The sequence below is a fragment of the Sorangium sp. So ce1036 genome, from assembly GCF_051369805.1.
Taxonomy (GTDB): domain Bacteria; phylum Myxococcota_A; class Polyangia; order Polyangiales; family Polyangiaceae; genus Sorangium; species Sorangium cellulosum_F.
On sequence record NZ_JBBMOX010000001.1, the window covers coordinates 2,091,102 to 2,105,799 of the forward strand.

12 protein-coding genes and 1 pseudogene are annotated in these 14,698 nt (G+C 73.0%); 5 read left to right on the plus strand and 8 right to left on the minus strand.

The window, feature by feature from the left end; genetic code table 11:
* Positions 1-54: 54 nt before the first annotated feature.
* Complete coding sequence (locus WMF31_RS07880; protein ID WP_436601340.1) at positions 55-1,329, minus strand: PP2C family protein-serine/threonine phosphatase; 1,275 nt, start codon at positions 1,327-1,329, stop codon at positions 55-57.
* Positions 1,330-1,661: 332 nt separating this feature from the next.
* Between WMF31_RS07880 and WMF31_RS07885 the strand changes: the two genes are divergently transcribed.
* The 5 genes from WMF31_RS07885 to WMF31_RS07905 all read left to right on the plus strand — a co-directional run bounded on the left by WMF31_RS07885 (position 1,662) and on the right by WMF31_RS07905 (position 5,898).
* Entirely contained in the window at positions 1,662-1,841 is a 180-nt protein-coding gene (locus tag WMF31_RS07885; protein WP_436601341.1) for a hypothetical protein, read from the plus strand.
* A complete protein-coding gene (locus WMF31_RS07890; RefSeq protein WP_436601342.1) occupies positions 1,841-3,730 on the plus strand; it encodes a class I SAM-dependent methyltransferase in 1,890 nt (629 codons plus the stop codon). Before WMF31_RS07885 ends, WMF31_RS07890 begins: the two co-directional genes overlap by 1 nt.
* The gene (gene prs, locus WMF31_RS07895; RefSeq protein ID WP_436601343.1) at positions 3,727-4,650 is read left to right on the plus strand and encodes a ribose-phosphate diphosphokinase; all 924 of its coding nucleotides are present in this window, start codon (positions 3,727-3,729) and stop codon (positions 4,648-4,650) included. Before WMF31_RS07890 ends, prs begins: the two co-directional genes overlap by 4 nt.
* Before the next feature lie 104 nt (positions 4,651-4,754).
* Positions 4,755-4,961 carry a hypothetical protein gene (locus WMF31_RS07900; protein WP_436601344.1) on the plus strand — a complete coding sequence of 69 codons (207 nt, stop codon included), beginning with the start codon at positions 4,755-4,757 and terminating at the stop codon, positions 4,959-4,961.
* Positions 4,962-5,427: 466 nt separating this feature from the next.
* Positions 5,428-5,898 carry a ferritin-like domain-containing protein gene (locus WMF31_RS07905; protein ID WP_436601345.1) on the plus strand — a complete coding sequence of 157 codons (471 nt, stop codon included), beginning with the start codon at positions 5,428-5,430 and terminating at the stop codon, positions 5,896-5,898.
* A 69-nt stretch (positions 5,899-5,967) separates the two neighbouring features.
* On the opposite strand, the gene WMF31_RS07910 is transcribed toward WMF31_RS07905, so the two are convergent.
* From WMF31_RS07910 to WMF31_RS07940, 7 genes and pseudogenes are all read right to left on the minus strand, one after another.
* Positions 5,968-6,636, minus strand: a complete 669-nt coding sequence (locus WMF31_RS07910) for an HAD family hydrolase (protein ID WP_436601346.1) — start codon at positions 6,634-6,636, stop codon at positions 5,968-5,970.
* 70 nt (positions 6,637-6,706) lie between these two features.
* Positions 6,707-8,467, minus strand: a complete 1,761-nt coding sequence (locus WMF31_RS07915; protein WP_436601347.1) for a M23 family metallopeptidase — start codon at positions 8,465-8,467, stop codon at positions 6,707-6,709.
* Complete coding sequence (locus WMF31_RS07920; protein WP_436601348.1) at positions 8,464-9,072, minus strand: hypothetical protein; 609 nt, start codon at positions 9,070-9,072, stop codon at positions 8,464-8,466. The genes WMF31_RS07915 and WMF31_RS07920 overlap by 4 nt, the downstream gene beginning before the upstream one ends.
* Positions 9,073-9,693: 621 nt before the next feature.
* Positions 9,694-10,695 (minus strand): annotated as a pseudogene (locus WMF31_RS07925) (SulP family inorganic anion transporter); the annotation flags it as partial.
* 19 nt (positions 10,696-10,714) lie between these two features.
* Positions 10,715-11,512, minus strand: a complete 798-nt coding sequence (locus WMF31_RS07930) for a glutaredoxin domain-containing protein (protein ID WP_436601349.1) — start codon at positions 11,510-11,512, stop codon at positions 10,715-10,717.
* Positions 11,509-13,590: an ABC-F family ATP-binding cassette domain-containing protein gene (locus WMF31_RS07935; RefSeq protein WP_436601350.1), complete on the minus strand. Its 2,082-nt coding sequence runs from the start codon at positions 13,588-13,590 to the stop codon at positions 11,509-11,511. Before WMF31_RS07935 ends, WMF31_RS07930 begins: the two co-directional genes overlap by 4 nt.
* Before the next feature lie 157 nt (positions 13,591-13,747).
* Positions 13,748-14,374 (minus strand): glutathione S-transferase family protein, encoded by a 627-nt coding sequence (locus tag WMF31_RS07940; protein ID WP_436601351.1) that lies wholly within the window; start codon positions 14,372-14,374, stop codon positions 13,748-13,750.
* Positions 14,375-14,698: the final 324 nt, after the last annotated feature.

A 14,698-nucleotide genomic window follows, 5' to 3' on the forward strand; every position in this document is an offset into this window, starting at 1 on the left:
CGGTCGGCCCTGCCGGTCCGGCGGCCGGCCCCGGCCGGCGTGGACCGGGCGGCGTCAGGCGTCGCGCTTGAGGACGAGCGCGGTGAGATCGTCAATCTGCCGCGCCGCGCCGGCGAACCGGCGGACCTCGGCGAGGAGCGCGCCCAGGATGTCGGACGTGGGCCGCGCGTGCAGCCGGTGGATGAGGTCGCCGACGCGCTCCTTGCCGAACACCTGTCCGGCGGCGTCCTGGTACTCGTAGAAGCCGTCGGTGAGCAGCACGAGGAGATCGCCGGGCGCCATCACGATGGGCGGCGCGGCGGGGAGGTCGAGATCCTTGAACATGCCGAGCGGCGTCGTCGTCGGCTCGCGCCAGATGACCTGCCCCTCGTTCGCCCGGTAGTGGAGGAGCGGCCCCTGGCCGGCGGCGTGGTAGCGGATCTGGTGCGTCGTCGGGTCCAGCGTCCCGAGGAACGCCGTGATGAAGCGGTCTCCCGGCAGGTCGTCGATGAGCTGCTGGTTGATGTGGTGCACCAGCGCCTCCATGTCCGCCGAGAGCCGGAGGCCGATCCGGAGCATCGCCCGGAACTGCGTCACGCTGAGCGCGGAGCCGATGCCGTGGCCCGCCGCGTCGGCCAGGAGCAGGAGGAGCGGCGAGGCGTCCGAGCGCTCGTCGAGCTGGATGACGTCGTAGATGTCGCCGCCGGTGTCGTCCGCCGGCTTGCTGAACGCCGACAGCGAGTATCCCGGGCAGCGCGGGAGCCGCCGCAGGAGGACGTTCTGCTGGATCTCGCGCGCGATGGTGAGGTCGTGCTCGAGCTTCAGCTTGATCATGCGCTCCTCGAGCAGGAGCGTGCGCTGCACGGCGACGGCCGCCTGGGACGCGAGCAGCTCCGCCACGTCGCGCTCGTCCGGGCCGAAGTGGCCGGCCGCCGAATTCAGCATCTGGAGCACGCCGACGAGCCTGTCGTCGAGCCCGATGAGGGGCACCGTGATCACGGATTTCGTGTGATATCCCGTCCGGCGGTCGATCTCCTGATTGAACCGAGGATCGGCATAACAGTCGTCGACGACGACGGTCTGGCGCTTGCGCGCGCACTCGCCGGCGATGCCCTTGTCGATGCTGACGCGGATTGACGACTCCCCCGTCGCCACCCGCGAGTAGAGCTCTTTGGCCTCCTCGTCGTACAGGAAGACGCTCCCGCGGTCGGCGCCTATCACCTCCCGCCCCGTCTTGATGATGAGCTCGAGCAGCTCTGTGAGGTCGCATGGCGCCGCGAGCTTGCGCGATACGTCCAGGATCAGGATGAGCGACGACGCATCGATCAGGGAGGGAGTGCTCACGCGCATGCGATCGGAGAGTTTGGGCTACGTGGAAATAGGGGTCAAGACATGGTCTCGTCCGGTCATGTCCGCGGCGTGCCTTGCGGACCGCGCGACGCGCGTCGACGCCGCGCGCAGCCCGCGCCCCCCCGCGTTCCCCGCGCCGGGCGGCGCGGTGCGCTTTCGGCCAGGGCGCGAATCGTCCTCCGTGATGGCCCGCGCGCCGCCCGCGCCCGGGCGACGACGCGAGGGGCGCGTCGACGCCGCGCGCAGCACGGACGGCGGAGATCGGCGCTACCCCCTGGGCCCTACCTGTCCTAGAACACGCGCCGCACACGCCCGCGCAAGCGATCCCTTCGATGAACTGGCCCTGCCTCGCCGCCCTCGCCGCCCCCGACGCGTCCGCCCGCCTGATCGGGGCGGCCTGCGCCGCGCCGGGCGGCGTGGCGCGAGGCGCCTCGCCCGCGGCCTCCGCGCCGTCGCCGACCGCGACGCCCGCGGCCGCCCCGCCGCCCGGCACCGACGTCAAGCAGAATTGATGATCCCACGACTCCCCCTCTCCGAGCTCTTTCCTGACTTCCACCCGGAGTGGATCCTCGCCGAGGACGAGGATCTCATCGTGGTCGACAAGCCGGCTTTCGTGTCGACGCACGCGCCCGAGCCGGATCGGCTCGACGACGTGGTGACGCGCCTCCGCGCCTTCCTCCGCGCCCGGGGCGATGACGAGGCGTACCTCGGGATCCACCAGCGGCTCGATCGCGACACCTCCGGCGTGCTCCTGTTCACGCGGCGGCGCGAGGCGAACGCCGCCGTCGCGCGGCAGTTCGAGGGGCGCACCGTGCAGAAGACGTATGTCGCCGCCGTCGCCGGCTTCGGCGAGCGCGCGCCGCGCGGCACCCTGCGACACCGGCTCGTGCCGGCGCCGGGCGGCGCCATGCGCGCGATCGCCGAGGCGGGCGGCCCGCGCGCGGCGCGGCCCGCGCGCGCGGCGCGGCCAGGGAAGGCCGCGGGCGGCGTCGGGAAGGCCGCGGGCGGCGCGGGGAAGGCCGCGGGCGGCACGCTGGCGATCACCCATTACCGGCTCCTGGAGCGCCGCGGCGACCGCGCCCTGCTCGAGCTCCGGCCCGAGACCGGCCGCACCCACCAGCTCCGCGTGCAGCTCGCCGCGATCGGCCTGCCCATCGCCGGCGACCCGCTCTACGGCGGCCCCGGGGCCGCGCGCCTGCTCCTGCACGCGGCCGAGCTCCGCCTCGATCACCCGGCCACGGGCGCGCCCGTGGCCTTCCGCGCGCGGCTGCCGGAGGCGTTCGCGGCGTGGCTCTCGGCCGCGCCGGCGGACCCGTACGCGGGGGGCGTCGCGGCCGTCGAGCGGGCCATGCGCGAGGCCGCCGAGCGGCGCTACGGCGTCGCGCGCGCGGGCGACACCACGGCGCTCCGGCTCGTCCACGGCGCGGGCGACGGGCTCCCCTCCGTCTCGGTCGACCTGTACGGCGAGCACCTCCTGGTGTCGCTCTTCGGCGCGGGCGAGGGCGAGCCGGGCGCGCCGCCGCGGGAGATCGTGCTCGACGCCGCCCACCGCCTCGGGGCGAAGGGCGTTTACCTCAAGGTGCGCCCGAAGCACGCGAGCGTCATCGTCGACGCGCGGCGCGAGGAGTTCGCGCCGCGGCACGCCGTGCGCGGGCAGGACGCGCCGGACGAGCTCACCGTCCTCGAGCACGGCCTGCCGTACAAGGTGCGGCTCGGCGACGGGCTCTCGACCGGCATCTTCCTCGATCAGCGCGAGAACCGGCGGCGGCTGCGCGAGCTCGCCGGGGGCGCGCGGGTGCTGAACCTGTTCGCCTACACGGGCGCGTTCACCGTCGCGGCCGTGGCGGGCGGCGCGCGCGAGAGCGTCACGGTCGACGTGTCCCGGGGCGCGCTCGCCTGGGCGCGCGACAACCTCGACGCGATCGGCGCGGACGCGGCGGCGCACGTCGTGGTCGAGGCCGACGTGTTCCCGTGGCTCAAGGCGGCCGCGCAGGCCGGCCAGCGCTTCGACCTCATCGTGATCGATCCGCCGAGCTTCGCCACGACGAAGAAGAGCCGCTTCAGCGCGGCGAGCGACTTCGGCGCGCTCGCCGCGTTCGCCTTCCGCGTGCTCGCCCCGGGCGGCCGGATGCTGGCGTGCACCAACCACCGCGGCATCGCGCGCGCGAAGTTCCGGCGCCATTTGCACGAGGCCGCGCGTGAAGCAGGATGCGACGTCGTGCAGATGAAAGACCTCCCCGATCCCGTCGACTTCCCGAGCGAGCCAGGCGCAGAGCCCCATCTGAAGAGCGTCCTCATCACCGTGGGGGCTCCCGGGGCCTCCGCGCCGTCCGCGCCGCCCCGGGGGGCCCGGGAGCGCCCCGCAGCGGAGGCCCGGTCGCGCCGCCGAGGTGGGCGATGAGCCAGCGCCCTCTCCTCATCACGATCCGCTCGTATGCGTACCTGGAGCCTGCCTTCCTGGCCGCGGGCGACTTCGAGCGCGGCCTGGTCGAGCGCAAGTGCTTCCCGGACGGCGAGCGTTACCTCCGCGTCGCGGTCGACTGCTGGGGCCGCGACGTGGTCCTGCTCGGCGGCGCCCCTCAGGATCTCGACTGGCTCGAGATCTACGATCTCGGCTGCGCCATCTCCCGCGCCGGCGCCCGGTCGCTCTCCATCGTGATGCCGTATTTCGGCTACGCGACCATGGAGAGGGCCGTGAAGCCGGGCGAGGTGGTGACGGCGAAGACGCGGGCGCGGCTCATCTCGGCGATCCCCACGTGCGACGCGGGGACGCGCATCTTCCTCTTCGATCTGCACACCGACGGCATCGAGTTCTATTTCAGCGACTCGCACGTGACGCGCCACCTCTACGGCGCTCCGCTCATCACGCAGGCGGTCCGCGAGCTCATGGGCGATCGCCCGTACGTGCTCGCGGCGACGGACGCCGGCCGGGCCAAGTGGGTGCAGAGCCTGGCCCGCGCGCTCGGCGTCGAGCCGGCGTTCGTCTACAAGGAGCGGCGGGAGGGCGGCGTCGGCGTGACGGGCGTCAACGCGGACGTCTCCGGCCGCGAGGTCGTCATCTACGATGACATGGTGCGCACGGGCTCCTCGCTCGTCCAGGCGGGGCGCGCCTACCTCGCCGCGGGGGCGTCGAAGGTCCACGCCGTGGCGAGCCACCTCGTGCTGCCGGGCGACTCGCTCGAGAAGATCAGGGAGACCGGCGTGTTCGCGACGCTGCTCGGCACCGACTCGCACCCTGGCAGCCAGCAGCTCGCCGACACGCCCGGCGCCCTGCGCTCGGTGGCGCCGCTCCTCGTGCGCGCGCTCGAGCGGGCGACCTGAGAGCGCGCGCGGAATTCCCTTGCCGGCCCGGATCGAGGCGTGGATCCTCTGCCCCGGAGCGCGGTTGCGCAGAAAGGACGTGCGTCGGAGCCATGGACGAGCTGGTGCGACAGGTCGCAGAGAAGGTTGGCATCTCCGAGGACAAGGCCCGCGTGGCCGTGGAGATGGTGGTCAATTTCCTGAAGCAGAAGCTCCCCGCGCCGCTCGCCGCCCACGTCGACACCGCGCTTGGCGCGGCGGCCCCCGCCATCGCCAACCTGGACGTGGGCAGCCTCGCGAGCTCCATCGGCGGCCTGTTCGGCAAGAAGTAGCGGCCCCGCGCCCCGAGCTCTCCCACCTTCCGGCGCGTTTTCCATCTCCACGCCGCGACGGCGGGCCTCCGGCTCGCCGGAGACACGGCTCGATCCGTCCAGGGCATGCAGGCGCTCTGCGACCTTGCTCGACGTGGGCGGGGGTTCTCCAGATCGCCTGTGCGGCCGGCGGGTTCATGGCTCCAGATCGGGTGGGCCGCGCGTGGGACGATGGCGGCCTCGATGTGGGTTGAGCCGTCGCATCGCCTGTGTGAGCGGACTCCGTCCCTGGTCGCGGGGGGCGCGCGGCAGACGCGACAATCGCGGAAAGCCGCGAGCCTCCCGGGCGTCTCGGGCGCCGTGATGGATAGCCGCTGCACAGGCGGGCTCCGGCATCCGGCTTGCGAGCGTCGCAGACCTGGAGAAGCACCCGCCCACCATCCCTTCGCGGGCGGCCCAGCTTCTCTGTCGAGAGGAGCGAGATTCCATGGCGTCCGTGATCGGCGGCGAGGCCGCGTTCATCGGGTCCTTGACTGAACTGATCGAGCTCAATTGGTCCGCGGTGGACGCCTTCACGGCGGCGCTCGCGCGGATGAGCCGCCCAGGCGACAGGAGCCGTTTGGCGAGCTTCCTGAGCGATCACGAACACCACCTCGACGAGCTCGCCGACCTGGCCCAGGAGCTCGGCGCCCCACCCATCGAGACCCCCATCCGACCCAAGCTGAAGAGCAAGGCGCTGACGAACGGCGTCATCGGGGATCGCGCGATCCTGGAGGCGATGAGGCATTACGAGGAGGACAGCTGCGCTGCTTATGAACGGATGATCTTGTCGCGCGACGGCCTCACCGAGCGCGCGCGCGACGTCCTGAGGTCGGCGCTGGCGGTGGAGCGGCGCCACCGGGACTGGTTCCTGGAGCAGCTCGACGCCCGGCAGGGGCTGTTGCTCTTGCCGCTGTAGCGCGCGGCCTCTCCGGGAGTCGGGGACCGGGAAGACGACGGGCGCGAGGCGCCGCCGGCGCCGCCGTGGCTACGGCGCGCGGCCCTCGTCGAGCCCGAGCAGCGCGGTGAGCTCGGAGAAGCTGTCCACCAGGTGATCGGCGTTCGCTCCTTCCAGCTCTTTCCGGCTGAACGACGTGGTGATCGCCGCGACCGCGCAGCCCGCCCTCTTGGCCGACAGGACCCCGTTCGTCGAATCCTCGATCACCAGGCACGCGCCCGGCTCCAGGCCGAGCTTCGCCGAGGCCCTGAGGTACGGCTCCGGGTGGGGCTTGGTCCGGGCGATCTCCTCGGCGGTCACGACGACATCGAAGAACGGATCCAGGCCGAACCGCGTGAACGCGAACCGCTGGTTCTCCTTCGTCGCGGAGGTCGCGAGCGCGAGCCGCTCGAAGCGGCGCCGCGAGAGGCGGATGAACTCCAGCGATCCCTCGATGAGGGCTATCCTGTCATGAAGTGTTCTGAACACCTCGTGCTTGCGGCCCACGACCTCCGCGGCCGACAGCGCGCCGCCGGCGAGCTCCCGGACGACGTGCTCGACCATGTCCAGGTCAGACCGCCCCCTGAACGCCGCGTACAGGCGCTCGGGGACCGCGAGCCCGTATCTCTCGAACGTGATCCGCTTCGCCTCCTCGTGCAGGCGCTCCGTGTCGATGATCACTCCATCGAGATCGAAGATTAACGCTCTGAATCGGTTCATGGTCGATGGCGACGCGGTGTCTCACGGAGGCGGCCTCGTCGCCGTCGCCGGCGTCCGCGACACCGCAAGCTCAGACCTTACCACGGGGGCTGACCGCGCGGGCGCGCCGCCGCAGCGCCGCGCCGAGCGCCACCGCGACGAGCCAGCCGCCCGGCCATCCCGCGCCGGCGCCGGCCGCGCCGGCCGCGCCGTACGCGCAGCGGACCTGCCCGTGGATGCCGCCGTTGATGTCGTTTTGCCCATCCTCCACGCCGGCCGCGCCGCCGATGCCGGTGCCTCCGCCGCCCCCGACGCCGACGCCGGCTGCGCCGGCCGCGCCGCCGATGCCGGTGCCTCCGCCGCCTGCGGCGCTCGCCTCGCCGCCGCTCCCCGCGCGGTGCGGCGGCGTGTCGATCACGTAGAGCGCCGGTCCGGAGCCCTGCGCAAGGAACGGTCGCGGCGGGAGCGCCGGCCCGGGCGGCATCGCGGCGAGCCTCCCGGCCGGCCACACCACGGCCGCGTCCGGATCGAGCCGCCAGGCCTCCGCCACCGCGGCGTCCGGCACCGCGCGCCGCTCGGGCCCGTCGATCAGCCAGAGCCCGTGCGCGCCGTCGTCGCCGCGCACGAGCTCGGGCGACGCGGGGAAGGCGTCGCCCTCGGGCAACGCGTCGAGCGCCGCGTCCTCCGCGCGGGCCACGTCCCAGAACCGCGACAGCCCCCAGGCCTCGAGCGCCGCGGCGTCGCCGAGGGGCCGCCGCACGCCGTCGGGCAGCGCGAGCGGGCACGCGAGCTCCCTCGGGCTCCCCGCGAGCTCGGCCTCGGCGCCGCTCAGCGTGTCGACCCCGTAGGCGCGGACCACGTGCTCGCCGCCGAGCAGGCTGAGCGGCACCGGGGCCTCGAAGCCGTGCGCGCACGCGCCGAGCGGCGCGCAGAGGTCGTCGCGGTGCCGGTCCGCGAGGAGCGTGTGGCCCAGGGCGCCCTCGTCCGTCGCCTCGGCGTCGACGTAGAGCCGCGCGCTCACCGGCGCGCCCTCGTCGTCCGGATCCCGCGCGAAGCCGCGGAGCCCGTCGCAGCCCGCCGACTCCAGGGCGCCCTCGGGCGGCCTGTTGAGCAGCGCCTGGTACGACGCCACGAGCGACGCGTAGGGCGGCACGTAGACCATGCCGACGCCGCTCACGGACTGCCGCAGGTTGAAGTGAAGGTGAATCGTCGTCGTCGTGCTCCCGAAGACGTTGGACACCCGCCCGATGCGCTGCCCTCGCGACACGTCCTGGCCCGTCACGACCTGGACATGGGACATGTGCAGGTACTCGTAGCGAGTCCCGTCGTCCCCGGTCAGGTACACCGAGTACCTGCCGACGTTCGTGATGGTGCCGTCCGCCGCGGCGACCACCCAGTGCTTCCCCGCCTCGCAGGTCGGCGGCCGGAGGTCCTGCCCCTGGTGTCCGGCGCCGGACGGGCAGAGCGGCATCGCCCACGATCGCGATTCGCAGTAGTTGTCGCGCCACGGATACGCGTAGTTGTCCGCGTCGCACTGCCCTCCTCGCGGACCGTTGCTCCCACCCTTGCTGTACACCTGGGAGTTCGCGAACGCGGGGCCCTCCTCGAGGGGAAAGCGCATGCCGGGCGCATACACGACGTCATCGGCGCGCCCCTGTCCCGAGCCCGGCACGAGATCGCCGGCCGGGTGGTACGAGAACGGCTCGGCCGCCGCCGCGCCCGGCTGGAGCGCGAGCGCGGCGGTGGCGACCAGCGAGGTCGCCGCCGCGAACCGGGGGAGGGGCGGAGGGAGGGGGAAGCGCCGAGAGAGGAGGAGGCGCCGAGGGCGGCGGAGGCGGCGCTGCGCGGTCACCGCGGGCCTCCCGCCGCGCTCGCGCCGGCGCCGCCGACGTACACGAGCTCCGCGGCGAGCTCGCGCACGAGCGCGTCCGAGGCGCAGGGCGGCGCCTCCGGCGACGCACACTCGACGTCCAGCGCATACGAGACGCCGTTCTCGGCCCAGGCAGCGCTCCAGATGCCCTCGTTCACCGTGACGAGCGCGGGCTTGCCGCGCACGGAATGGGCCCCACGCAGCGGCGGAATGCTGGGATGTTTGCGAGAGAGCCGGGTCATCATGAGCGAGACGGTGAGCTCCTCGGTCCTCGCCCAGAACGAGGTCCAGTGCTGTCGGGTCACGATGACCGGCGCGGCGAGCAGCTCGCGCCGGGGCGGCACGAGCACCGGCACCTGGGACTTCATGGCCATGTGGGCTGCCTTCCTCGGCAGCGCCGCGAGCGCGCCCCGGTCGAGCGAGGCGGCCGCGGGCCAGGCGACGGTCGAGATCACCGGGGGCAGCGCCGTCGCGGGCGAGAGGGCTGCTGTCTGCTCACGCGGTGTCTCCGAGGCGGGAGCGGCCTGGTCGCACGCGGCGAGCGCCGCGAGGAGGAGGAGGGGAGCCGCACCGGGGACGCTGCGCATGAGATCTCCGAGAGGGGGCTCGCTACTCTAGTCGAGGCGCCGCGGGGCTGACCAGGAGATGGTGGCGCGCGCGAGAGAGGTCTTCAGCTTATAACCGGGACGACCTGGCGCTCCGTGGGATGGCGCCCAGATCGACCACGACGCGAGGGGGAGCGCGAGCGGATCGAGGCTCGCCGAGAAGCCGGTTCGTTCGCCGAGCGCTCGCAGTGAGATCCCTTTCGCCTGGCGCGCGCTCCGCAACCGCTCACCGATGCGCATGTCCGCCGGAGAGTGCCGAGCACGCGGGGTAGCGTCCAGTAGCTCTTGAACACGTTCCAGCCATGCCGTACACACGGCGGCGATGGCGAGGGGAACCAGCCTGCAGCACGGGAGCGCGCATCGCGCGCCGGCGGCGGCGTTGCATCCTGCCACATGCCCGGGCGCTCCCATCGCGGCCCTGACGCCACCGTAGTGTCGCGCTCGCGACGGGCGTGACGTTGCGCGCGCGACGCTGGCACGTCCACGCGAGCCCCTCTGGTGAGGCCGCCGAGGCCTTCTGCGTAGCAGCGTCGCGCGCGTCGGGAGATCGCCGCCATACCGATTCACCTCTCTCGTCCAGCGCGCCCCGTGGCCGACCTCGCCTCAGTGTCCTCTCGCGAGGACGGCGTCCGGCCGATCGTAGATCGCAAGTCGTCCCAGCAACGCCGTGCTCGCCTCGTTCAGACCAGACAGACGGACGTGTGCCCCCTGGCTCCGCAGCCTGAGGACGACGCGATCCACCGCCGCGACGGCCGAGGCGTCCCAGACGTGAGCGTGAGTGAGGTCAATCTCGGTCTCCCTTACCGTCTCCCGGTAGTCGAACGCAGCGACGAACTGCTCGACCGACACGAAGAAGAGCTCGCCACGCACGACGTAGACCCGCCGGCCATCGAGCGACACCGTGCGCTCGATGGACACGAGCTTCCCGACGCTACGCGCGAAGAACACTGCGCTCAGGAGCACGCCGACCAGCACACCGATGGACAGGTCGTGGGTGAGGACGACCGTCGCCACGGTGGAGACCATCACGATGGTCTCGCTCAGCGGCATCACCCGCAGCCGACCGAGAGACCTCCAGTCGAACGTCCCGATCGACACGGTGATCATGACCGCGACCAGCGCACCGGTCGGAATGCGTGCAACCCAGTCGCCGAGGACGACGACAAAGAAGAGGAGGAAGACGCCGGCGAGCAGGGTGGAGAGGCGTCCCCGCCCTCCTGATCGCACGTTGATCACCGACTGCCCGATCATCGCGCAGCCCGCCATGCCCCCGAAGAGGCCGGTCAGGATGTTCGCGAAGCCTTGCCCGTGAGCTTCGCTGTGCTTGCAGCTCGGCGTGTCGGTCATCTCGTCGATGACCGCCGCGGTGAGCAGCGACTCGATCAGCCCCACCATGGCCATCGCGAGCGCGTAGGGAGCAATGATGCGGAGGGTCGCGAGCGTGAAGGGGACCGCAGGAACATGGAAGGAGGGGAGCGCCGACGGGAGCTCACCCATGTCGCCAACGGTGGGCACGTGGGCCCCGGTCATGATCGTGACGGCGGTAAGCAGCACGATCGCAGCGAGGGGGGCAGGCACAGCCTTCGTCACGCGCGGCAAGAGGTAAAATGCAGAGGCCTCCGCGTCAGAGCGTCGCGCCGCGCGCCGCCCGCGCGAGCGCCGCGTCGATCGCCGCCGGGCTGAACCCCACGAGGATCTGCCCGCGCACGTCGATGATCGGGATGCTCCCGCCGCGCTGGTGGCTCTTCGCGAGCTTGTCCTGCATCTCCGCGGCCGCGGCCGGGTCTTCCTCGATGTCCTTGACGATCGCGGCGACGCCCTTCGCGCGCAGGTAGTCCGCGGCCTGGTGGCACGGCTTGCACCACGAGGCGCCGTAGATGATCACCGTCAGGCCGGCGAGCTGGCTCGGGGCGCCGGACGCGCCGGCGCCGGCCGAGCCGCCGGGGCCCGGCGCCGCGGGCGGGGGCGCCGTCTTCGCGAGGTGCTCCGCGCGCCGCTTCTCCAGCAGCGACTCCCACGCCCGCCGCGGCATCGTCCGGACCGCATACGTCCCGTCCGGGCGCCTCTGCGTCAGATCCGCGATGTAGAAGACGTCGCGCGTGCCCTCCGTCCGGTCCGAGAGCATGGCGCGCACGAGCGAGCGGCCCTCGGGCGGAACATCGGCGGGGCGGAGCTCGACATGGGTGTCGCCCTTCTCGTCGATCCACGTGAGCATCAGGTTCGCCGTGTCGTCGCGCAGCTCCAGCGGCGGCAGCTCGGCCGACGCCGGCTTCGGCGTGGTGCCGTCGTCGCCCTTCTCCGTGCAGCCCACCGCCGGCGCCGCGGCGAGCAGCGCGAGCAGGAGCGCGGCGAGGCGGGCGCGGGCCGCCCGCGCCCCGCCCGCCGCGCCCCGCCGCCCGCCGCCCGCCGCCGCGCGGGTCACGCCCCGCCCCCCGCCGTCGCCGACGCCCCGAGCTCCTCGCTCAGCGCCATCCACTCGGCCATCGCCTCGTCCACGCGCTTCGCGAGCGCCTGCTCCTTGCGCGCCGCCTCCGCGAGCTTCGCCCAGTCGCCACCGGGATCCTTCTTCAGCTCCTCCCGCATCACCGCAAGCTGCGACTCGCCCGCGGCGATCTCCGCCTCGAGCTCCTTCACCCGCTTGCGCTTGCGCTCCGCCGCCCGGGCCGCCGCCTTGTCGCTCTCGAACGCCCGCCGGCGCGCCGCCGCGTCGCCCGCGTCGCCCGTCGGCGGCATCGTCGAGCCGCTCCGGCGCACCGCGCGCGCAGGCTTGCCGCTCCGGTCGCCCGCCGCGGCCCGGGCCTCGTCGCGCGGCGCCGCCGCGGGCGCCGCGCCGCGCCCGCCCCGCGCGCCCTGCGCCGGAGCGCGCGCCGCTTCCTCCTCGCGCGCGGCGTCGGCCGCGAGCTTCTCCAGGTGGTCGCGGTAGTCGCGGAAGCCGCCGGGATAGACGTCCACCTGCCCGTCGCGCACCGCCACGATGCGGGTCGTCACCCCCTCCAGGAACCGCCGGTCGTGCGACACGAGCACCACCGTGCCCTCGAAGCCCGTGAGCGCCTCTTCGAGGATCTCGGCCGCCGGGATGTCGAGGTGGTTCGTGGGCTCGTCGAGGAAGAGCAGGTTGCGCGGCTCGAGCAGCAGCTTCGCGAGCGCGAGCCGGCTCCGCTCGCCGCCCGAGAAGCCCTGGACCTTCCGGAGCGCGTCGTCGCCGTAGAACCGGAAGCGCGAGAGGTACTGGCGGGTCGCGTCGACGTTCATGTCGGCCCGGACGCTGCGGATCTCCTCGACCGCGGTCCGGGCCGGGTCGAGCGAGCCGAGGTGCTGGTCGAAATAGCCCTGGCACAGGTTCGTCCCGCGCCGCACCTCGCCCTGGTCCTCGGGCGCGCCCGCGCCGGCGAGCAGCTTGAGCAGCGTCGACTTGCCCGACCCGTTCGGCCCCACGACGCCCACGCGGTCGCCGCGCCGGAGCAGGAGATCGACCCCGGAGAACAGCGCGCGCCCGCCGCGGGAGGCGCCGAGGCCGCGCGCGTCGAGCGCGATGTCCCCGCTGCGCGGGGCGGGCGCGAACCGGAAGCGGACCCGCTCGGCCGTCGCCCACACGTCCTCGGGGCGCTCGACGGTATCGAGCTTCTCCAGCATCTTGCGCCGGCTCTGCGCCTGCTTCGTCTTCTGGCCGGCGATGTTGCGCCGGATGAACTCCTCGGTCTTCGCGACGAACGCCTCCTGCCGCTCGGCGAGCTCCCGCTCCCGGGCGAGGTCCTCCTCGCGCGCGACCGCGTAGTCGCTGTACCTGAGCGGGTAGACCCGGAAGCTCCGGTGCCCCAGCTCCATCGTGCTCGGGCAGACGGCGTCGAGGAAGGCGCGGTCGTGCGAGACGCAGAGCAGCGCGCCGGCGAGGCCCGCGAGGTGCTTCTCGAGCCAGGTGATGGTCTCGATGTCGAGGTGGTTCGTCGGCTCGTCGAGCAGCAAGAGGTCGGGCTCGATCGCGAGCACGACGCCGAGCTGCAGGCGGCCGCGCTCGCCGCCCGACAGGCTCGAGACGGGGCGGTCCATGTCCGCGGGCCTGAACCCGAGGTGGGCCGCGATGATCTCGACGCGGCGCTCGAGGTCGTCGCCGCCCGCGATGTGGTAGCGGTCCGTGAGGTCGCTCAGGCGGGCGAGATCGGCCTCGCTGCCGCTCGCGGCGGCGTGCTGCGCCGCGGTGAGGGCGTGGCGCAGCTCGAGCACCTCGGAGAACCCGGAGAGGAAGGCGTCGAGCACCGTGCCCGCGGCGTGGAGCTCGTGCGACTGCCGGAAGTAGGCGACCCGAACCCCCTTGCGGATCACGACCGAGCCCGTGTCCGGGACGAGCTCCCGGGCGACCAGGCGGAGCAGGGTCGACTTGCCCGCGCCGTTCGGCGCGACGAGCGCGGCGCGCTGGCCGTGCTCCAGCGAAAAGGTGATGCCCTGGAACAGCTTGTCGGCGCCGTAACCGAAGCTGAGGTCGGCGACCTGGAGGACCGTCATTGCGGCCGAGTTCTAGCATGTGTCGGCCGCGCGCAAGGACACCCGGGCGCGGTGCCCGGCAGCGCGCCGACAGCGTGGAGGACCGTCAGTCCTGGCCGCGCAGGCGGTGCAGAGGCGGGGGCGCCTCGCCCGCTCGGCGAGCGGGGCGCCCCCGGGCTCAGGTCTCGACCATCGCCGCCTTGACGGCCGGGCGTTCCATGATGCGGCCGAGCCAGCCCTGCACGTTCTTCTGCTCGGAGGAGTCGATCTTGGCCGCCGGCAGGCCCCAGCCGAGCACGGACGCGAGGTCGAGATCCGCCAGGGTACAGCGCTCGCCGGTGAGGTACGGGCGGCCGTCGAGGCGGCTGTCGAGGATGCGGAGCAGGTCGCGCACCTCGGTCAGGGCCTGCTCGGCTTGCTTCTCGTTGTGCATCTCCTTGGGGAAATACTCGCTCGTGTTCGCCATGTAGTGGAACAGGGCGCCGGTGAGGCTGACCTGGCCCCAGACGAGCCAGGTCAGGGCCATGAGCCGCTCGGGCGAGCCGGGGGCCGGCCACAGACCCTTCTCGACGCCGTAGCGCTCGCCGAGGGCGATCTGGATCGCCACCGACTCGAACATCGGGGTGCCGTCGATCACGAGGGCTGGCACCTTGCCATTGGGGTTGAGGGCGAGGAAGTCCGGCTTCTTCTGGTCGCCGGCGCGCAGGTCGACCCGGATGATCTCGTGGGGAACGTCGAGCTCGGCGAGCGACACGCGGATGCGCCCGGCGCTGGACTGCGGAGAGTAGTAGAACGTGATGGACATGGCAGTGACCTCCGCGCCCCTTGTAGCCACCTCGCGCGCCGACGTCACGCCCCTCCGCGCGACGGCACGTCCCATTGGCCCGGTCCGCTGACAGCGCGAGAGGCGCTGGCAATTGGCCATGTCGAAACGGAATGCGTCGCCTGCGCGATCGGCCGGTCCGGCGCGCAGATCGCGGAAACTGGCAGAAACTGAGGGGCCGACGAGCCGAATCGCCGGGAGATCGGCTGAGCGCGCAGGAGCCCTCGTGCGCTGGCGAAGGGGGATGTTGCGCGCATCATGAAGCCTGCGTCGTTCGCGCCGGTGCGCCTCATTACAGGTCCGGCC